Origin of the sequence: Rhizomonospora bruguierae (assembly GCF_018397995.1) — a bacterium.
GTDB lineage: Bacteria > Actinomycetota > Actinomycetes > Mycobacteriales > Micromonosporaceae > Rhizomonospora > Rhizomonospora bruguierae.
This window is the reverse complement of sequence record NZ_BBQH01000030.1, coordinates 64,728-83,375: the sequence shown is the minus strand read 5'-3', so window position 1 is coordinate 83,375 and position 18,648 is coordinate 64,728. Positions and strand designations below refer to the sequence as shown.

Here is an 18,648-nt window from a genome sequence, read left to right as displayed (position 1 = left end):
CTGTGTCCCTCCGCCGGTTGGAAGACGCGGCCAATCCCTGGGTGTCGTGGCAGTACGTGCACGACAACGCGGACTCCATCCTCGCCGCGCTGCGCGAGCACGTCACCCTGACCGCCGAGGCGGTCGTGCTGGCCGCCGTGGTGGCCATTCCGCTGGCCGTCGTGGCGTACTGGTTCCGCCCGCTGTCCGGGCCGATTCTTGCACTCTCCGGCGTGCTCTACACGATCCCGTCGCTGGCGCTGTTCGCGTTCCTGGCGCCGCTGTCCACCGATACCGGCCTGGTGCTGTCCGCCCTGGTCATGTACGCCCTGCTGCTGATCGTGCGGAACGCGCTGACCGGGCTGCGGCAGGTGCCGGCGGAGGTGCGTGACGCGGCGCAGGGGATGGGTTACGGACGGTTCGCCCGGCTGCTGCGCATCGAGTTGCCACTGGCGCTGCCGGGCATCCTGACCGGCCTGCGGCTGGCGACGGTCTCCACCGTGGCGCTGACCACCGTCGGCGTGCTGATCGGGCACGGCGGCCTGGGTCAGCTGATCCTCGGCGGTTTCCGGAACAATTTCTACCGGGCGCCGATCCTCACCGGCACGGTGCTGGCGGTCGCCCTGGCGCTGGTCCTGGACCTGCTGTTGGCCGGCGCCGGCCGGCTGGTCACGCCCTGGGCCCGGCGGGGGCGCCGATGAGCCCGGGCACGGCGGTGGGGCAGGCGGTCACCTGGCTCAACGACCCGCTGAACTGGACCAACCCCGGCGGCATCCTGGATCGGCTGACCGAGCACGTGACCATCTCGGCCGCGGCGGTGCTGCTCGGCGCGGTGGTGGCCTGGCCGCTGGGGGTCTGGCTGGGGCACTCGGGGCGCGGCGGCGCTGTGGTCCTGGCCGTGTCGAACGTCACTCTCGCCATCCCGACCCTCGCCCTGCTCACCATCCTGCCGCTCACCTTCCTCGGCTTCGGCCAGCGCCCGGTCATCGTGGCGCTGTCGGTCTTCGCCGTACCGCCGCTGCTGGCCAACGCGTATACGGGGGTGCGCTCGGTCGACCCGCAGACCCGCGACGCGGCCCGGGGCATGGGCCTGTCCGGCTGGCAGCTGTTGACCCGGGTCGAGCTGCCGCTGGCCGTCCCGTACCTGGCCGCCGGCTTCCGCACCGCCGCCGTGCAGGTGGTGGCGACCGCCGCGCTGGCCGCGTTCGTCAACGGCGGCGGCCTGGGCCAGATCATCGCGGCCGGGTTCGGGTTGAGTATCGCCGTCGGTGGCGGCCAGGTGCTGGCCGGCGGGTTGCTGGTGGCCCTGCTCGCGCTGGCGGTCGAGGGGCTGCTGGCGCTGGTCCAGCGCGTCCTGACGCCGCGGCCGCTGCGTCGCGCCGGCCGGTCCGGTGACGGTGCGGTCACCGCCGGTGCGTGAGTGACGATCCGGACACAACCGCCCGCAAAAGTTGTCGGTCCCGTGCGGAGAATGTTGGCTGAGAGACGCGGGTGCTGTTGAGGGACGCCCGCCAGACACGCGGCCGGCCCCGGTGGGGTCGCGCCGGGACACGGAAGGCGGGCAGGGATGCGCGCGCGTGCACGACTGGCAATAGGAATCGTCGGCCTGGTCGCGGTGGGCGGGTTCGCCGCCGGCTGCGGCGAGAAGGGCTCCTCCGGTACCGAGGCCCCGGCCGCGGGCGCCACGGGCGCCGGCTGCGCGCCGCTCGCCGGCGACACGCTGAGGGTGCTGGAGGACGACAAGAGCCTGCAGAACACGGACAACGTCCTGCCGGCGGTCAATGCCAAGGTCGCCAGCCCGGAGCTGATGGGCGCGCTGAACAAGGTCTCGGCCTCGCTGGACACGGCGAAGTTGATCCAGCTCAACAAGGCCGTCGATGTGGATCGCAAGACCGCGCCGGTGGCGGCGAACGAGTTCAACGACGTCAACCAGTTCACCACCGGCATCACGAAGGGCGCCGGCGGCGACATCACCATCGGGGCCGCGGACTTCACCGAGAGCGAGATTCTCGCGGAGCTGTACAAGATCGCGCTGACCTCGGCCGGGTACACGGTGAAGGTGCAGAAGATCGGCAACCGCGAACTGTACGAGCCGGCCCTGGAGAAGGGGCAGATCCAGGTCGTGCCGGAGTACGCCGCGACGATGGCGGACTTCCTCAACGGGAAGCTGAACGGCAAGGACGCCGACCCGATCTCCTCGCCGGACCTGGGGCAGACGATGACCGGGCTGAAGGCGGCCGGGCAGCGGGTGAACATCGAATTCGGCGAGCCGTCGCAGGCGCAGGACCAGAACGCCTTCGCGGTGACCACGGCCTTCGCCGACAAGTACGGCCTGAAGACGCTCTCCGACCTGGCCCGCAAGTGCTCGGGGCAGGCCACGGTGCTGGGTGGCCCGGCGGAGTGCCCGCAGCGGCCCAAGTGCCAGAAGGGCCTGGTCGAGACGTACGACTTCAAGGCCGGCAGCTTCAGCTCGCTGGACGCGGGCGGTCCGCAGACCAAGAACGCCCTGAAGACCGGGACGATCAGCGTCGGTCTGGTGCTCTCCTCGGACGGCGCGCTGGCCGCGGGCTGACGGGAGCCACCACCGCACATCGGGCGGGCGCCGTGACGCGGCGCCCGCCCGATGCCGTCTTCGCGGGGGCATTCCCCGAATGGGCGGTTCTCGGTAGCCTCTACACCCATGCCGGGCCCGGACACAGAGCGGAAAGCTCGCGGCGGCGGACGGATGCTGGCGGTCCTGTTCTGGACCGGGGTGGCCCTCGCGCCCCTCGCCGCGTTGCTGCTGCTCGTGGCGAACAGCGGTTTCCTGCTACGCATCGCCGCCGTGGCCGCGATCGGCTGCGTCGTGCTGATCGGGGTGTCCATCGCCCTGCGCGGCGATCCGGAGTCGGTCCGGGTCGAGCTGGAGGGCACCCTGCTGGACGAGGTGGACGCGCTGCGCGAGGACGTCCGCGAGGACATCACCACCGCGGCGCGGGCGACCCACCGGGCGTTCGGCGAGCGCGTGCAGACCCTGAACCAGTCCGTCGAGTCGCTGCGCGCGGAGGTCCAGGCGGTCCGCGCCGGTGGCGGTGTCCCCGTACCCGGGCCGGTGGCCCCGCCCGCCCGCCCGGCGCAGCACCCCGAGGAGGTCGCCCCGGTCGCCGCCGGCTACCAGCACGGCGGCGAGGAGTGGGCGGAGCCGGCTCCGCCGAGCGGCTACACCGGCCCGGCGCGGGAGCAGCAGCCGGACCGGTACGGGCGGCAGCCGGCCAACGGGTACGAGCACGCTGCCGCCGTGCCCGAGGGGCCGCCGCGCGCGGCCGGCGGCATCCCGCGCCAGCGCGGCGGTGGCCGGGTCCGGTACGCGGAGACCGTGCAGGTCACCACCCGCGAGACCATCGTGGACGACGGCGACGGCGAGCGGCCCGACACCGGCCGCGTCTACGGCGGTCCATCGGTCTACGGCCGCCCGCCCGAACAGCCCGGCTACGCCGGGCACGGCGGGAACGGCCACGCCGACCATGGCGGGAACGGCTACGCCGAGCACGGCACGAGCGGCCACGCCGACCATGGCGGGAGCAGGCACGGGGGGCACGGCTACAGCGACCACGGCGGGAGCGGCTACGCCGAGCGTGGCGGGAACGGGTACGGGCCGCCGCCGGCGCCGCCGCGCGGGCGGCGCGCCGCGGAGCCCGGTACCCCCTCCTGGGGCGATGGCCGAGATGCGAACGGAGACGGCCGCGACGCCCCGTGGGGCGAGGACCAGCGGCGCCCGCAGCCCGGCGAGTACGGGCGGCCGGCCGGTGAAGGCAGTCCGTGGGCCCAGAACACGCCCCGGCCCGGTCAGCCACCGGCCGCCGAGGGGCCGAGGGGCGGCGTCCGGCAGGCCGAGGCCGGCGACCGGTGGGCGACCGCCCGCGCGGACGAGCACGGCAGCGAGGTGCGGATGGCCGAGCGGCGCGCCGCCGTGCGCGCCGACGCGACCGGCGCCGAGCTGCGCGTTGAGGACCGCTGGGCCAGCGTGCGAAGCGAGGAGCCGCGCCCGGGCCGCCGACGGCGCGACGACGACACCAACCCCGGGATGCCCGTCCCCGCCCCCGCTCCCGCTGCGGACGCCGGCGGTTGGGGCGACGACTGGGTCTCCGCCCTGCGCACCGGGCCCACCGCGCCCGAGTTGACCAGCCGGTCCGACGCGCCGACATGGAGCGAGCACGACGGTGGCCCCACCGGCGGCCGGCGGCGGCGGGACGAGGACGATCGGCCGCACTCCGGCTCCGCCTACCAGCACTCGCACGAGCGCTGGTAGGTACCGGCTACTTGTCGATGTCGCCGACCACGAAGAACATCGAGCCGAGGATCGCGATCAGGTCCGGCACCAGGCAGCCCGGCAGCAGTGTGGTCAGCGCCTGCACGTTCGCGTACGAGGCGGTACGCAGCTTGAGCCGCCAGGGCGTCTTCTCTCCCCGGGAGACCAGGTAGTACCCGTTGATGCCGAGCGGGTTCTCGGTCCACGCGTAGGCGTGCCCCTCGGGCGCCTTGACCACCTTGGGCAGCCGCACGTTCACCGGCCCGGTGAGCCGGTCGACCCGGTCCAGGCACGCCTGGGCCAGGTCGAGCGAGGCGTACACCTGGTCCAGCAGCACCTCGAACCGGGCGTGGCAGTCGCCGGCGGTGCGGGTGACCACCGGCACGTCGAGTTCCCCGTACGCCAGGTACGGCTCGTCGCGGCGCAGGTCCAGGTCCAGTCCGCTGGCCCGGGCCACCGGGCCGGAGGCGCCGTAGGCGGCGGCGTCGGCGGCGCTGAGCACGCCGACCCCCACGGTCCGGGCGAGGAAGATGTCGTTGCGGCGGATGATGGCGTCCAGGTCCGCCATGCCCCGCCGGACCGAGTCCACCGCCGTCCGGGCCCGGTCGGTCCAGCCGGCTGGGACCTCCTCCTTGAGCCCGCCGATCCGGTTGAACATGTAGTGCATCCGGCCGCCGGACGCCTCCTCCAGGACGGCCTGGATCGTCTCCCGTTCCCGGAACGCGTAGAACACCGGGGTGATCGCCCCGATCTCCAGCGGGTACGAGCCGAGGAACATCAGGTGGTTCAGCACCCGGTTCAGTTCGGCCAGCGCCATGCGCAGCCACACCGCCCGCTCCGGCACCTCGATGCCCATCAGCCGCTCGACCGCCAGCACCACGCCCAGTTCGCTGGCGAAGGCGGAGAGCCAGTCGTGCCGGTTCGCCAGCACGATGATCTGCCGGTAGTCCCGCACCTCGAAGAGCTTCTCGGCGCCCCGGTGCATGTACCCCACGATCGGCTCGCAGGCGACCACCCGCTCGCCGTCCAGCACCAGCCGCAGCCGCAGCACCCCGTGGGTCGACGGGTGCTGCGGGCCGATGTTCAGCACCATGTCCGCGGTGTCCAGCCCGGTACCGGTGCCGGCCGTCACCTCGCGCAGCGCCTCCGCGGTCATCCGGTCATGGTAGGCCGCACGGGCGGGGATGCGGCGGCCAGCGGGTGGTCGATTCCAATCGGCTGGACCAGCCAGAGGTGCGCCCCGAGCCCCGCCGGTTCGGTCAGTTCGGCCGCCGCGGCCGCCGCGGCGAGCGCCCGCAGGTAACCCGCCGGGTCGGAGCCGGCCAGCGCGATCGGTGGCCGGGCGCCATCGGCCCCGAGCGCCCGCAGCGCCTCCCGCTGGGAGATCAGCCGGTACGGGTACCCGCCGCGCTCCGCCACCGCGTCGAACGCGACGTGCGCCGTGATGTCGCCGCTTCCATCGGGTACGGGATGGGTCTGCCGCCCGGCCCGGTACCCGGTCAGGCTGCCGTACGGCGGCCGGGTTGCCCGGGTGTGCCCGTAGTCGACGGCCAGGGCGAGCCCGCGGCGGAGCCCGCGGAGGGCGGCGGCCCACGCCTCGTCGCGGGGGCGGCCGATCTCGGCGCGGGTGCCGGGTGGCGCCCCGCGCAGCGGCCACCACCGGTCGAGCCAGGTGGCGTCGGCGGGCTCCAGCGACCCGCCGAGGCGCTCCTCGCCGGTGGCCGGGTCGACCTCGACGTACCGCGGTTCGCCCGCCTCGTCCACCTCGGACACGTCGACCGGCACGTTGTCCAGCCACTCGGTGGCGAGCAGGACGCCCTCGAACGGCTCGGGCGGGGTGTCGCGCCAGTCGATCCGGTCCGGCAGCCGGTCCGGTCGCGGTGCCCGCTCGACGGCGATCGGGCGTAGCCGGCTGTCGGGGAGCGAGGCGGCGACCAGGGCCGTGAGCAGTTCGCCCCGGCCGGCGCCCACGTCGACCACGGGCAGCGGGTCGGTGCCGGGCAGCACGGAGTCGATCAGGCGGAGCAGGGCGGCGGCGAACAGCGGGGACGCGTGCGCGCTGGTCCGGAACTCGCCGGCCGGGCCGGCACCGGGGCGCAGGTAGAAACCACCGGGACCGTAGAGTGCCCGCTCGGTCGCCTCCCGCCAGCGCAGCCACGCTCCCATGGGCTCAGACCCTACGTGGCCCTGACCCTGCGGGTACCCGCGTGGGGAAGCCGCCGATCGGTGCGGGCGTTGACCATGATGCCTTGATCGACGCGCACAGCCGCCGGCGAGGATCGTCACAGACATGCCCAGCATCCCGGGATGCGGGCGATAATTCGACCACGACCGGTACCCCTACGAGGACTGGATCACGACATGAGCCTTGACCTTGGCGTCGTCGGCGCCGGGCGGGTCGGCGCCGTGCTGGGCGCGGCCCTGGCCCGGGCGGGCCACCGGGTGGTGGCCGCGGCCGGCGTTTCCACCGCCTCCCGGGAGCGGAACTCCCGGCTGCTGCCCGGCGCGGCGCACCTGCCCGCCGACGAGGTGGCCCGCGCCGCGACCGATCTGCTGATCCTGGCCGTACCCGACGACGCGCTCGCTGGCGTGGTGTCGGGCCTGGCCACCACCGGCGCGCTGCGACCGGGCCAGATCGTGGCCCACACGTCCGGCGCGCACGGGTTGGCCGTGCTCGCCCCGGTGGTGCCGCGCGGCGCCCGCCCGCTGGCCGTGCACCCGGCGATGACCTTCACCGGTACCGCCGCCGACCTGGCGCGGCTGCCCGGGACGTCGTTCGGGGTGACCGCGCCGGCGGACCTGCGCCCGTTCGCCACCCGGCTGGTGGCGGACCTCGGTGGGGTCGTGGAGTGGGTCGCGGAGGCGGACCGGCCGCTGTACCACGCGGCGCTGGCGCACGGCGCGAACCACCTGGTCACGCTGGTGAACGAGGCGGCCGACCGGCTGCGGGACGCGGGCGTGACCGACCCCGCCAAGGTGCTCTCCCCGCTGCTGCACGCGGCGCTGGAGAACGCGTTGGCCCTGGGTGACGAGGCGCTGACCGGCCCGGTGTCCCGGGGCGACGCCGGTACCGTCGCCCGCCACCTGCGCCGGCTCAGCGCCTCGGCGCCCGACTCGGTGCCGGCCTACCTGGCGTTGGCCCGGCGCACCGCGGCGCGGGCGATCGCCGCCGGCCGGCTCCGCCCGATCGACGCGGAGCCGCTGCTGGAGGTTCTCGCCGACGCGGCGGGTGCCGGGCGGACCCCGGTCGGGGACGCAACCCGCGAGGAGGCGAGCGCATGAGGGTGGTACGGACCCGGGCCGAGGTGGCGGACGCCCGCCGAGCCGCGGTCGGGACGGTCGGGGTGGTGCCGACCATGGGTGCCCTGCACGAGGGGCACGAGGCGCTGATCCGGGCCGCCCGGGAGCGGTCGGACCACGTGGTCGTCACGATCTTCGTCAACCCGCTGCAGTTCGGCCCGAACGAGGACTTCGACCGGTACCCCCGGACGCTGGACGCGGACCTGGAGGTCTGCCGCCGGACCGGGGTGGACACGGTGTTCGTCCCGTCCCGCGCGGAGATGTACCCGGCCGGCGAGCCGCAGGTGCGGCTGCAACCGGGGCCGCTGGGCGAGGTGCTGGAGGGCGCGAGCCGGCCGGGGTTCTTCCACGGTGTGCTCACCGTGGTGCTGAAGCTGTTCCAGCTCACCCGCCCCGACCTGGCGTTCTTCGGCGCGAAGGACTATCAGCAGCTCACCCTGATCCGCCGGATGGTCACCGACCTGGACCTGCCGGTCCGGGTGGTGGAGGTGCCCACGGTGCGGGAGCCGGACGGGCTGGCCCTGTCCAGCCGCAACCGGTTCCTGTCGGCGGAGGAGCGCGGCGCGGCGCTGGCGCTGTCCGGTGCGCTGCGGGCCGGGGCGGCCGCCGCCGGGGGTGGGGAGGGGCCGGAGGCGGTGCACGCCGCCGCCCGGGCTGTGCTCGACGGGGCGCCCGGCGCCAAGCTGGACTACCTGGTCCTCACCGATCCCGCGCTCGGCCCGGCGCCGGCGCACGGCCCGGCGCGGCTGCTCGTGGCGGCCTGGGTGGGCGCCACCCGACTCATCGACAACGCACCGCTGGAGTTGCGCTGATGTTCCGTACCATGCTCAAGTCCAAGATCCATCGGGCCACGGTCACGCAGGCCGACCTGCACTACGTGGGCTCGGTCACGGTCGACCAGGACCTGCTGGACGCCGCCGACCTGCTTGCGGGCGAGCAGGTGGCGATCGTGGACGTGACCAACGGCGCCCGGCTGGAGACGTATGTGATCCCGGGCGAGCGGGGCAGCGGCGTCATCGGCATCAACGGGGCCGCCGCCCACCTGGTGCACCCCGGCGACCTGGTGATTCTCATCTCGTACGGGCAGATGGACGACGCGGAGGCCCGCTCCTACCGGCCGCGCGTCGTGCACGTGGACGCCGAGAACAAGATCATCGAGCTGGGTGGCGACCCCGGCGCCGCCGTTCCCGGCACCGCGGGCGACCCCGCCCGCTCCGGTCGCTCCGTCCCCCTCCCCGCCTGACCGGAGCCTCTGTCGATCTTGGATTTGTGGCGGGATCAAGCACTCCGTAACCGCCCAACCCGGGCGCCACCAGCCCAAGGTCGGCTGGTGGTGGCGGTGGGGGGGGGCGGGGTGCAGGGTCGGCGTCCGCTGGTTCGGGTGACGTATGCTGCCCAACCGGAGCGGCCGGAGCCCGCTTCCGGGGGAGGTGCGCGGGAATGCGACGAAGCTTGGCCGCCGTGGCGCTGGTGGTCGTGACGGCCGTGACCCTGGCCGGCTGCGGCAAGCCGGCCGGCGTGGACGGTTCGCTCACCAACGGCTGGCCCGCGATCGGCGAACCCAAGCCGTTCGTCCCGGCCGCGGACACGTGCCACGAGACCTTCAAGGAGACCGGGTACCTGTCCAGCTACGAGCCGGTGGACTGCGCCAAGAAGCACGAGTCCGAGACCGCGTACGTGGGCACGTTCGCCGACGGCGACGTGGACTCGAACACCCCGCCCACCGCCAGTTCGGCCGCGATGAAGGCCGCGTACGCGGAGTGCGCCGGCAAGGCCAAGGAGTACCTCGGTGCCGACTGGCGCTCCGGGCGCGTGTACCTGGGCATGGTGCTGCCGTCCACGGACGCCTGGTCCGGTGGCGCCCGCTGGTTCCGGTGCGACCTGATGGAGACGGTCGGCAAGGACGACAGCGACTTCGTCGCCCGCGAAGGTTCGATCAAGGGGGCGCTCGGCGGCAGCCGGGCCCTGGGATACACCTGTTACGCGGTCACGCTGAAGAACAACAGCGTCGACAAGATGACCCCGACCGCCTGCACCAAGACGCACAACGCCGAGTTCGTGGGCGTCTACACCGCGCCGGACGGCGCCTACAAGGCCCCGACCAGCGGCACCTACGACGCGTACCACAAGGCGTGCCGCTCGATGGTGGCGGGCTGGGCGAACGTCCCGAACGACGGGAACACGGTCTACCGGTACGGCACGATCGTGACCCCGCTCGGGCGCACCGAGTGGGAGCGGGGCAACCGCGGCGTGCTGTGCCACATCTGGCTGGACAAGAAAAACCAGACCAAGTCGCTGAAGGGCGCCGGCACGGGCGCGCTGCCCATCAACTGAGGTCGCTCAGATCACAGGCGGGCTAGATCACAGGGGGCGCCGCCCACCGCGGCGCCCCGGCGCGGTTGACTGACGGGATGCACTTGCCTTCCCTGCCGCGCCGGCTCCGGGCGCCCGACCCCGGCTGGTCCGAGCGGACGGACGTGGTGGTGGTCGGCTCCGGGATCGCCGGGCTGACCGCGGCACTCCACCTGCGCGAGGCGGGCCTGCACGTCACCGTCGTGACCAAGGTCCGCATCGACGACGGGTCGACCCGCTGGGCACAGGGCGGTATCGCCGCCGTCCTGGACCCGCTGGACACACCGGCCGCGCACGCCCAGGACACGCTGGTCGCCGGCGTGGGCCTGTGCGACGAGGCGGCGGTGGGCGTGCTGGTGGCGGAGGGCCCGACCCGGGTCCGCGAGTTGATGCGGTTGGGCGCCGAGTTCGACCGGCACCCGGACGGCTCGCTGATGCTGACCCGCGAGGGCGGCCACCACGCGGACCGGATCGTCCACGCGGGCGGCGACGCGACCGGCGCGGAGGTCCAGCGGGCCCTGCACGCCGCGGTCCGCCGGGACCCGTGGATCCGGCTGGTGGAGCACGCGCTGGTCCTGGACCTGCTCCGGGCGGCCGACGGGCGGGCCTGCGGGCTCACCCTGCACGTGCTCGGCGAGGGCACGGAGGACGGCGTCGGCGCGATCGAGGCGCGCGCCGTGGTGCTGGCGACCGGCGGGATGGGCCAGATCTACGCGGCCACCACGAACCCCTCGGTCTCCACCGGCGACGGGGTGGCCCTCGCCCTGCGGGCCGGCGCGGTCGTGACCGACGTGGAGTTCGTCCAGTTCCACCCCACGGCGCTGTTCCTGGGCGGCGCGACCGGCTCGCCCCAGCAGCCGCTCGTGTCCGAGGCGCTGCGCGGCGAGGGCGCGTACCTCGTGGACGCCGACGGCAAGCGGTTCATGGTGGGTCAGCACGAGCTGGCCGAGTTGGCGCCGCGGGACGTGGTCGCGAAGGGCATTCACCGGGTGCTGCTCGCCGCCGGTGCCGAGCACGTCTACCTGGACGCCCGCCACCTGGGCGGCGAGTTCCTGGCCCGGCGCTTCCCGACCATCGTGGCCTCGTGCCGGTCGGCCGGCATCGACCCGGGCGAGGAGTTGATCCCGGTCGCACCCGCGGCGCACTACGCGTCCGGGGGTGTCCGCACGGACCTGCACGGCCGCACCTCCATTCCCGGCCTGTACGCGTGCGGCGAGGTCGCCTGCACCGGGGTGCACGGCGCGAACCGGCTGGCCAGCAACTCGCTGCTGGAGGGGTTGGTGTTCGCCCGCCGGATCGCCGCCGACATCGCCCGCTCCCTGCCCGATCAGGGTGAACCGGTCACCATCGGTGGCGCCGGCGGCGACTGGGTGGCCGATCCCGGCATCCGGGTGCCGATGCAGCGGGCCATGACCCGGGGCGCGGGCGTGCTGCGCTCCGCCGAGACGCTGGCGGAGACCGGCGCGCGGCTGAGCCGACTGGTCGAGGGCGGGTCCACGCCGCGCATGGCCAGCTGGGAGGCCACCAACCTGGTGACCGTCGCGTCGGCGCTGGTCGGTGCGGCGTATGCCCGGGAGGAGACGCGCGGCTGCCACTGGCGCGAGGACTTCCCGTCGGCCCGCCCCGAGTGGGTCGGTCACCTGCTCGGCGCGATCGACCCCACCGGCCACCTCGTACCCACCTGGGAGGCGTGATGACCCTGGACCCGGCCGCCGTGGAGCGGATCGTGCGGACCGCCCTGGAGGAGGATCTCGGCGGGCCGGACGGCGTCGACGTGACCAGCGTGGCGACGATCCCGGCCGAGCAGACCGACACCGCCGACGTGGTGGCCCGAGCCGCCGGGGTGGTGGCCGGGCTGGAGGTCGCGGCGGCGGTCTTCCGGGCGGCGATCGACCACGCCCGCGCGCCCGGGGCCGTCCGGGTGGAGCTCAAGGTCGCGGACGGTACCCGGGTGGCCCGCGGCGACGTGCTCGCCACGGTCACCGGCCCGACCCGGGCGCTGCTCACCGCCGAGCGCACCGCGCTGAACCTGCTCTGCCGGATGTCCGGCGTCGCCACGCACACCCGGGACTGGGCGGATGCCCTGGAGGGCACCGGCGCCACGGTGCTGGACACCCGCAAGACCACGCCGGGGCTGCGCGTCCTGGAGAAGTACGCGGTGCGGGCCGGCGGGGGCACCAACAAGCGCATGGGCCTGTACGACGTGGCGATGGTCAAGGACAACCACAAGCTCGCCGCCGGGGGCGTCGCCGCCGCCTACCGCCGGATCAGGGAAGCCTTCCCGGCGGTACCCGTGCAGGTGGAGGTGACCGATGTGGTCGAGGCGGTCGAGGCGGTCGAGGCGGGCGCGGACTTCCTGCTCTGCGACAACATGACGCCCGCGCTGCTGGCCGAGGTGGTCGCCGCGGTCGGCGGCCGGGCGGAACTGGAGGCGACCGGCGGGCTCACCCTCGACGTGGCCCGCGAGTACGCGCTGACCGGCGTGGACTACCTGTCGGTGGGCGCCCTCACGCACTCCTCGCCTATCTTGGACATCGCCCTGGATCTGCGCCCCCGGAGCTGAGCCGCATGCTGCTGTGCATCGACATCGGTAACACCAACACGGTCCTGGCCACGTTCGAGGGCGACAAGATCGTGCACCACTGGCGGATCAAGACGGACGCCCGGGCCACCGCCGACGAGATGGGCCTGCTCTACCGCGGCCTGCTCGCCGGGGACGCCGTGGAGATCACCGGTGTCGCCGCCTGCTCCACGGTTCCCGCCGCGCTGCGCTCGCTGCGGACCATGCTGGGCCGGTACTACGGCCACCTCCCCACCGTGATCGTGGAGCCCGGCGTGAAGACCGGCGTGCAACTCGCGATCGACAACCCCAAGGAGGTGGGCGCCGACCGGGTGGTGAACACGCTGGCCGCGTTCACCCTCTACGGCGGCCCGTCGATCGTGGTGGACATCGGTACCACCACCACGTTCGACGTGATCAGCGCGCGCGGCGAGTTCCTCGGCGGCGCCTTCACCCCGGGCATCGAGATCTCCTTCGACGCGCTCGCCGCCCGCGCCGCCCAGTTGCGCAAGGTCGAGCCGGCCAGGCCCCGCTCGGTCATCGGCAAGAACACGGTCGAGTGCCTCCAGTCCGGCATGTACTTCGGGTACGCGGGCCTGATCGACCGGATCGTGGAGCGGATGGCGGAGGAGCTGGGCCCGCTGCGCGCCGTGATCGCGACCGGTGGCCTGGCGCCCGTGGTGCTCGGCGAGTGCCGCTCGGTGACCGGGCACGAGCCGATGATCACGCTGATCGGGCTGCGGATGGTCTACGAGAAGAACATGGCGTCCGCCTGACGTCTCCCGTGCGGCGGTGTACCCGATGGGGGCGGTATATCGGGTGGGGCTGGTGCGGGGGCGCTGAGTAGGCTTGGCGCGACGTTTCCCACCGAGCCAGAGAGCCCGCCGTGACCGAGAACCCCGCCGTGGACGCCGCTGATGACCTTCCGGAGCAGATGCGGATCCGCCGGGAGAAGCGGGACCGGATCCTGGCCGAGGGCCGCGAGCCGTATCCCGTCGCCTTCCCCCGCACCGCCTCGCTCGCCCAGGTGCGCGCCAGGTACGCGGACCTGCCCACCGACACGGCCACCGGTGACCGGGTCGCGGTCGCCGGCCGCGTCATCTTCATGCGGAACACCGGCAAGCTGTGCTTCGCCACCCTGCGCGACGGCGACGGCACCGAGTTGCAGGCCATGCTCTCCCTGGACCGGGTGGGCGCGCCGGCGCTGGACAGCTGGAAGCACCTGGTCGACCTCGGGGACCATGTCGGCGTCACCGGCGAGGTGATCACGAGCCGGCGGGGTGAGCTGTCGGTGCTGGCCGACGAGTGGGTGATGACCGCGAAGGCGCTGCGCCCCCTGCCGGTCGCGCACAAGCCGTTGAGCGAGGAGGCCCGCGTCCGGCAGCGGTACGTGGACCTGATCGTCCGGCCGCAGGCCCGGGACAACGTGCGCACCCGGGCCACGGTGGTACGCAGTCTCCGCGATTCGCTGCACGCGCGCGGCTTCGTCGAGGTCGAGACCCCGATGCTCCAGTTGCTGCACGGCGGTGCGGCGGCCCGCCCTTTCGTGACGCATAGCAATGCCCTGGACACGCAGCTGTACCTTCGCATCGCTCCGGAACTATTCCTGAAGCGCTGCGTGGTGGGCGGCATCGACCGCGTCTTCGAGATCAACCGGAATTTCCGCAACGAGGGCATGGACTCGTCGCACTCGCCGGAATTCGCGATGCTGGAGACATATCAGGCATATGGGGACTACGACACGGTGGCCACCCTGACCCGCGAGCTGGTCCAGGCGGCCGCCGCGGCGCTCACCGGGTCCACCACCGTGGTCCACCACGACGGTAGCGAGGTGGACCTGGGTGGGCAGTGGCGCGAGGTGACCCTGTTCGGTGTGCTCTCCGAGGCCGTCGGCGACCAGGTCACGGTCCGCACGCCGATGGTCCGGCTGGTCGAACTCGCCGACAAGCACGCCCTGCCGGTCGACCCGAAGTGGGGCCCCGGCAAGCTGGCCGAGGAGTTGTTCGAGCACCTCGTGGTGCCCGAGTTGCGGGCGCCGACGTTCGTGCGCGACTACCCGGAGGAGACCTCGCCGCTGACCCGCGCGCACCGCACCGAGCCCGGCCTGGCCGAGAAGTGGGACCTGTACGTGCAGGGCTTCGAGCTGGGCACCGGCTACTCCGAGCTGGTGGACCCGGTGGTGCAGCGCCAGCGCCTGGTGGCCCAGGCCCGCCAGGCGGCCCGGGGGGACGACGAGGCGATGCCGCTGGACGAGGACTTCCTCCGCGCGATGGAGTACGGAATGCCGCCCAGCGGCGGTATGGGAATGGGAATCGACAGGTTGCTGATGGCGCTGACCGGGCTCGGGATTCGCGAAACCATCCTGTTCCCGCTGGTCCGGCCGGAGTAGTTTTCGGATGCGGTTGACGCACGCCGCCCGAGGTTCGCTATTGTTTCGATTAAAGTAGCGGCGAAGTATGTGCTCGGAGGGTAACCGCGCGTGGCGAAGCAGATCATTCACAAGCTCGTTGACGACATCGATGGCGGGGATGCCGAAGAGACCGTGAAGTTCGCGCTCGACGGGATTCAGTACGAGATCGATCTGTCGAAGAAGAACGCCGGCAAATTGCGGGACGTTTTGGCCCCGTACCTGGCGGCCGGCCAGAAGGTCGGGCGCGGCGGCGTGGTGGTCGGCGGCCGGGCGGCCCGGGGTCGCGGCGTCGCGGCCGCGGACCGCGAGCAGAACCGGGCGATCCGGGCCTGGGCGAAGCGCGCCGGCAAGGAGATCTCCGACCGGGGCCGGATCCCGGCCGACATCGTGCAGGAGTACCACGCCAGCGCCGGGCGGTGATCGGCGCCGGCGAAGCAGGTTGACGGCCCGCGGCGGCACCAACGCCGCGGGCCTTTCCCATGCCCGCGCTCCTTCCAGCGCCTGCGCCGCGCGCCCTCCTGCCTGCGCCCGCGCCGCGCGCCCGCCTGCTCAAGGCCCGGCCTGCCCTCGGGCCTGGAGGCTCGCCGGCCCTCGCCCCCATGGGGGCTTCCCGTGCGGTGCGGTTGCCCCGGCGCGTCGTACCGTTTCGCACCCTGTGCTCCGCGCCGCGGTCCGGCGGCTCCCCGACGGGCGCCATGCGGTGCGTGCCCCGTGCGGTGGCTGCGCTTCCCGCGGTCGCTGCTTGTGCGCTCGCCGCACTCCCGGCCTGATCGTCGAGCGCCGTCCCGGGACTTGATCAAGAGCGGAAGGTCGTCGGTGGGTCCGCCGGGACCGCCGCGCGACCGTCGGCTTCCCGTCCGCGAGGTTATCCACAGGCTGTGGAGGACGGTGGCCGGGCCTGTGGACAACCCTGGGGACGGCGTGCCGGGGCCGGACCCGCCGGAGACCGATTTCGCTGTCGGCGTAGCCGGTTGTGGCGGGAACACCGTGGGGCACTCCGGAGTTGGGCAAAAGGTGCGCGGACGGGCGCCGGTACCTGGTGCACAGGGTCGGATGAGTCAGTCCGCGGCGATAGAGTGATGGAACGGATACCCAGTCGGGGTCCGTGCGGAGCCCCGCCAAGATCCACTGGCGCACGGCACGTGAGGAGCACGAGGGCATGTTCGAGCGGTTCACCGACCGAGCGCGACGGGTTGTCGTCCTGGCTCAGGAAGAAGCCCGGATGCTCAACCACAACTACATCGGCACCGAGCACATCCTGCTCGGGCTTATCCACGAGGGCGAGGGCGTCGCGGCCAAGGCTCTGGAGAGCCTCGGCATCTCGCTGGAGGGCGTCCGGCAGCAGGTCGAGGAGATCATCGGCCAGGGCCAGCAGGCGCCGAGCGGGCACATCCCGTTCACCCCCCGGGCCAAGAAGGTCCTCGAGCTGTCGTTGCGCGAGGCGCTGCAGCTCGGCCACAACTACATCGGCACGGAGCACATCCTGCTCGGCCTGATCCGTGAGGGCGAGGGTGTCGCGGCCCAGGTGCTGGTCAAGCTCGGCGCCGACCTGAACCGGGTCCGCCAGCAGGTCATCCAGCTGCTCTCCGGCTACCAGGGCAAGGAGCCGGCCGCGGCCGGCGCGGCCACCGGCGAGGCGGCCCCGTCGACCAGCCTGGTGCTCGACCAGTTCGGGCGGAACCTGACCCAGGCGGCCCGCGAGGGCAAGCTCGACCCGGTCATCGGGCGCGAGAAGGAGATCGAGCGGGTGATGCAGGTGCTCTCCCGCCGTACCAAGAACAACCCGGTCCTGATCGGTGAGCCCGGCGTCGGCAAGACCGCCGTCGTCGAGGGCCTGTCCCAGAAGATCGTCAAGGGCGAGGTGCCCGAGACGCTGAAGGACAAGCAGCTCTACACGCTCGACCTCGGCGCCCTGGTCGCCGGCTCCCGGTACCGCGGTGACTTCGAGGAGCGCCTGAAGAAGGTGCTCAAGGAGATCCGCACCCGGGGCGACATCATCCTGTTCATCGACGAGATCCACACCCTGGTCGGCGCGGGCGCCGCCGAGGGCGCGATCGACGCGGCAAGCATCCTCAAGCCGATGCTGGCCCGCGGCGAGCTGCAGACCATCGGCGCGACCACGCTCGACGAATACCGCAAGTACCTGGAGAAGGACGCCGCGCTGGAGCGCCGGTTCCAGCCGATCCAGGTGGGTGAGCCATCGCTGGCGCACACCATCGAGATCCTCAAGGGCCTGCGCGACCGGTACGAGGCGCACCACCGCGTGTCGATCACCGACGCCGCGCTGGTCGCCGCGGCCACCCTGGCCGACCGCTACATCTCCGACCGGTACCTGCCGGACAAGGCGATCGACCTCATCGACGAGGCCGGCGCCCGGATGCGTATCCGCCGGATGACCGCGCCGCCGGACCTGCGTGACTTCGACGAGCGGATCGCCCAGGTTCGCCGGGACAAGGAGTCCGCGATCGACGCGCAGGACTTCGAGCGGGCCGCCCAGCTGCGGGACAAGGAGAAGCAGCTGCTCGGCCAGAAGGCGCAGCGGGAGAAGGAGTGGAAGGCCGGCGACCTGGACGTGGTGTCCGAGGTCGACGACGAGCAGATCTCCGAGGTGCTGGCGAACTGGACCGGTATCCCGGTCTACAAGCTGACCGAGGAGGAGACCACCCGGCTGCTGCGCATGGAGGACGAGCTGCACAAGCGGGTCGTCGGCCAGGAGGACGCGGTCAAGGCGGTGTCCAAGGCGATCCGGCGTACCCGCGCCGGGCTGAAGGACCCGAAGCGGCCGTCCGGCTCGTTCATCTTCGCCGGCCCGTCCGGCGTGGGTAAGACCGAGCTGTCCAAGGCGCTGGCGGAGTTCCTGTTCGGCAGCGAGGATTCGCTCATCCAGCTGGACATGAGCGAGTTCCACGACCGGTACACGGTGTCCCGCCTGGTCGGTGCCCCTCCGGGGTACGTCGGCTACGACGAGGGCGGCCAGCTCACCGAGAAGGTGCGCCGCCGGCCGTTCTCCGTGGTGCTGTTCGACGAGATCGAGAAGGCGCACCCGGACGTGTTCAACACCCTGCTCCAGATCCTGGAGGATGGGCGGTTGACCGACGGGCAGGGCCGCATCGTGGACTTCAAGAACACGGTGATCATACTGACCACGAACCTGGGCACCCGGGACGTGGCCAAGGCGGTCTCCATCGGCTTCCAGGCCTCGGACGACTCCGACTCCAACTACGAGCGGATGAAGACCAAGGTCAACGACGAGCTGAAGCAGCACTTCCGCCCGGAGTTCCTGAACCGGATCGACGACACCATCGTGTTCCACCAGCTCAACGAGCGGGAGATCCTGTCGATCGTCGACATCATGATCGCCCGGATCGAGAGCCAGCTGAAGAACAAGGACATGGGCCTCGAGCTGACCGACAACGCCAAGAAGTACCTGGCGAAGAAGGGCTTCGACCCGGTCATGGGCGCCCGGCCGCTGCGCCGGACGATCCAGCGGGACATCGAGGACAACCTGTCCGAGCGGATCCTGTTCAACGAGCTCAAGCCGGGTCAGATCGTGGTCGTGGACTGCGAGGGCGACCCGGAGGACATCGAGAAGTCCAAGCTGGTGTTCCGCGGCGCGGACAAGCCGGTGGAGGTCCCGGACGCGGTTCCGGCGAACCTCGGCGGTGCGTCGGCCGGCGCGGCGGAGGAGTAGTCGACACCGGTCGCTGAACCGGCGAGACGGGCCCGTGGCACAGTGCCACGGGCCCGTTCGCTTTCTCC

Annotated in this window: 16 protein-coding genes; 14 read left to right on the top strand and 2 right to left on the bottom strand. The window is 72.7% G+C overall.

The features are described from left to right. Nucleotides 1-2 precede the first annotated feature (2 nt). The 4 genes from KJS59_RS17170 to KJS59_RS17155 all read left to right on the top strand — a co-directional run bounded on the left by KJS59_RS17170 (nt 3) and on the right by KJS59_RS17155 (nt 4,267). Nucleotides 3-680 carry an ABC transporter permease gene (locus KJS59_RS17170; RefSeq protein WP_213453913.1) on the top strand — a complete coding sequence of 226 codons (678 nt, stop codon included), beginning with the start codon at nt 3-5 and terminating at the stop codon, nt 678-680. Further along, the gene (locus KJS59_RS17165; RefSeq protein ID WP_213453912.1) at nt 677-1,399 is read left to right on the top strand and encodes an ABC transporter permease; all 723 of its coding nucleotides are present in this window, start codon (nt 677-679) and stop codon (nt 1,397-1,399) included. The genes KJS59_RS17170 and KJS59_RS17165 overlap by 4 nt, the downstream gene beginning before the upstream one ends. Nucleotides 1,400-1,546: 147 nt before the next feature. Then, complete coding sequence (locus tag KJS59_RS17160; protein ID WP_213453911.1) at nt 1,547-2,551, top strand: glycine betaine ABC transporter substrate-binding protein; 1,005 nt, start codon at nt 1,547-1,549, stop codon at nt 2,549-2,551. A 108-nt stretch (nt 2,552-2,659) separates the two neighbouring features. Continuing rightward, nucleotides 2,660-4,267, top strand: a complete 1,608-nt coding sequence (locus KJS59_RS17155) for a hypothetical protein (RefSeq protein ID WP_213453910.1) — start codon at nt 2,660-2,662, stop codon at nt 4,265-4,267. A gap of 7 nt (nt 4,268-4,274) precedes the next feature. Here KJS59_RS17155 and KJS59_RS17150 read toward each other — a convergent pair whose 3' ends face one another. Both KJS59_RS17150 and KJS59_RS17145 read right to left on the bottom strand, forming a co-directional pair. Next, nucleotides 4,275-5,423 (bottom strand): NADH-quinone oxidoreductase subunit D, encoded by a 1,149-nt coding sequence (locus tag KJS59_RS17150; RefSeq protein ID WP_213453909.1) that lies wholly within the window; start codon nt 5,421-5,423, stop codon nt 4,275-4,277. After that, nucleotides 5,420-6,433 carry an SAM-dependent methyltransferase gene (locus KJS59_RS17145; RefSeq protein WP_213453908.1) on the bottom strand — a complete coding sequence of 338 codons (1,014 nt, stop codon included), beginning with the start codon at nt 6,431-6,433 and terminating at the stop codon, nt 5,420-5,422. The genes KJS59_RS17150 and KJS59_RS17145 overlap by 4 nt, the downstream gene beginning before the upstream one ends. A 141-nt stretch (nt 6,434-6,574) precedes the next feature. Between KJS59_RS17145 and KJS59_RS17140 the strand changes: the two genes are divergently transcribed. From KJS59_RS17140 to KJS59_RS17095, 10 genes are all read left to right on the top strand, one after another. After that, nucleotides 6,575-7,549, top strand: coding sequence for a Rossmann-like and DUF2520 domain-containing protein (locus KJS59_RS17140; RefSeq protein ID WP_213453907.1), 975 nt, complete (start codon nt 6,575-6,577; stop codon nt 7,547-7,549). After that, nucleotides 7,546-8,379 (top strand): pantoate--beta-alanine ligase, encoded by an 834-nt coding sequence (gene panC / locus KJS59_RS17135; protein WP_213453906.1) that lies wholly within the window; start codon nt 7,546-7,548, stop codon nt 8,377-8,379. Before KJS59_RS17140 ends, panC begins: the two co-directional genes overlap by 4 nt. After that, complete coding sequence (gene panD, locus KJS59_RS17130) at nt 8,379-8,810, top strand: aspartate 1-decarboxylase (protein ID WP_213453905.1); 432 nt, start codon at nt 8,379-8,381, stop codon at nt 8,808-8,810. The genes panC and panD overlap by 1 nt, the downstream gene beginning before the upstream one ends. Before the next feature lie 197 nt (nt 8,811-9,007). After that, nucleotides 9,008-9,901: a septum formation family protein gene (locus tag KJS59_RS17125; RefSeq protein ID WP_213453904.1), complete on the top strand. Its 894-nt coding sequence runs from the start codon at nt 9,008-9,010 to the stop codon at nt 9,899-9,901. A 77-nt stretch (nt 9,902-9,978) separates the two neighbouring features. Further along, nucleotides 9,979-11,613 (top strand): L-aspartate oxidase, encoded by a 1,635-nt coding sequence (locus KJS59_RS17120; RefSeq protein ID WP_213453903.1) that lies wholly within the window; start codon nt 9,979-9,981, stop codon nt 11,611-11,613. Beyond that, nucleotides 11,613-12,482, top strand: a complete 870-nt coding sequence (gene nadC, locus KJS59_RS17115) for a carboxylating nicotinate-nucleotide diphosphorylase (RefSeq protein WP_213453902.1) — start codon at nt 11,613-11,615, stop codon at nt 12,480-12,482. Before KJS59_RS17120 ends, nadC begins: the two co-directional genes overlap by 1 nt. 5 nt (nt 12,483-12,487) lie before the next feature. Then, nucleotides 12,488-13,255, top strand: a complete 768-nt coding sequence (locus tag KJS59_RS17110) for a type III pantothenate kinase (protein ID WP_213453901.1) — start codon at nt 12,488-12,490, stop codon at nt 13,253-13,255. A 158-nt stretch (nt 13,256-13,413) separates the two neighbouring features. Beyond that, nucleotides 13,414-14,868: a lysine--tRNA ligase gene (gene lysS, locus KJS59_RS17105; RefSeq protein ID WP_376771196.1), complete on the top strand. Its 1,455-nt coding sequence runs from the start codon at nt 13,414-13,416 to the stop codon at nt 14,866-14,868. Nucleotides 14,869-14,958: 90 nt separating this feature from the next. Then, nucleotides 14,959-15,309 (top strand): histone-like nucleoid-structuring protein Lsr2, encoded by a 351-nt coding sequence (locus KJS59_RS17100; RefSeq protein ID WP_213453899.1) that lies wholly within the window; start codon nt 14,959-14,961, stop codon nt 15,307-15,309. Nucleotides 15,310-16,048: 739 nt separating this feature from the next. After that, nucleotides 16,049-18,580, top strand: a complete 2,532-nt coding sequence (locus KJS59_RS17095) for an ATP-dependent Clp protease ATP-binding subunit (RefSeq protein WP_213453936.1) — start codon at nt 16,049-16,051, stop codon at nt 18,578-18,580. Nucleotides 18,581-18,648: the final 68 nt, after the last annotated feature.

Excerpts from the sequence above, each read along its gene's own strand:
- KJS59_RS17165 (WP_213453912.1), top strand. The coding sequence starts at position 677 with ATGAGCCCGGGCACGGCGGTGGGGCAGGCGGTCACCTGGCTCAACGAC.
- KJS59_RS17160 (WP_213453911.1), top strand. The coding sequence starts at position 1,547 with ATGCGCGCGCGTGCACGACTGGCAATAGGAATCGTCGGCCTGGTCGCG.
- KJS59_RS17155 (WP_213453910.1), top strand. The coding sequence starts at position 2,660 with ATGCCGGGCCCGGACACAGAGCGGAAAGCTCGCGGCGGCGGACGGATG.
- KJS59_RS17150 (WP_213453909.1), bottom strand. The coding sequence starts at position 5,423 with ATGACCGCGGAGGCGCTGCGCGAGGTGACGGCCGGCACCGGTACCGGG.
- KJS59_RS17145 (WP_213453908.1), bottom strand. The coding sequence starts at position 6,433 with ATGGGAGCGTGGCTGCGCTGGCGGGAGGCGACCGAGCGGGCACTCTAC.
- KJS59_RS17140 (WP_213453907.1), top strand. The coding sequence starts at position 6,575 with ATGCGGGCGATAATTCGACCACGACCGGTACCCCTACGAGGACTGGAT.
- panC (WP_213453906.1), top strand. The coding sequence starts at position 7,546 with ATGAGGGTGGTACGGACCCGGGCCGAGGTGGCGGACGCCCGCCGAGCC.
- panD (WP_213453905.1), top strand. The coding sequence starts at position 8,379 with ATGTTCCGTACCATGCTCAAGTCCAAGATCCATCGGGCCACGGTCACG.
- KJS59_RS17125 (WP_213453904.1), top strand. The coding sequence starts at position 9,008 with ATGCGACGAAGCTTGGCCGCCGTGGCGCTGGTGGTCGTGACGGCCGTG.
- KJS59_RS17120 (WP_213453903.1), top strand. The coding sequence starts at position 9,979 with ATGCACTTGCCTTCCCTGCCGCGCCGGCTCCGGGCGCCCGACCCCGGC.
- nadC (WP_213453902.1), top strand. The coding sequence starts at position 11,613 with ATGACCCTGGACCCGGCCGCCGTGGAGCGGATCGTGCGGACCGCCCTG.
- KJS59_RS17110 (WP_213453901.1), top strand. The coding sequence starts at position 12,488 with ATGCTGCTGTGCATCGACATCGGTAACACCAACACGGTCCTGGCCACG.
- lysS (WP_376771196.1), top strand. The coding sequence starts at position 13,414 with ATGCGGATCCGCCGGGAGAAGCGGGACCGGATCCTGGCCGAGGGCCGC.
- KJS59_RS17095 (WP_213453936.1), top strand. The coding sequence starts at position 16,049 with ATGTTCGAGCGGTTCACCGACCGAGCGCGACGGGTTGTCGTCCTGGCT.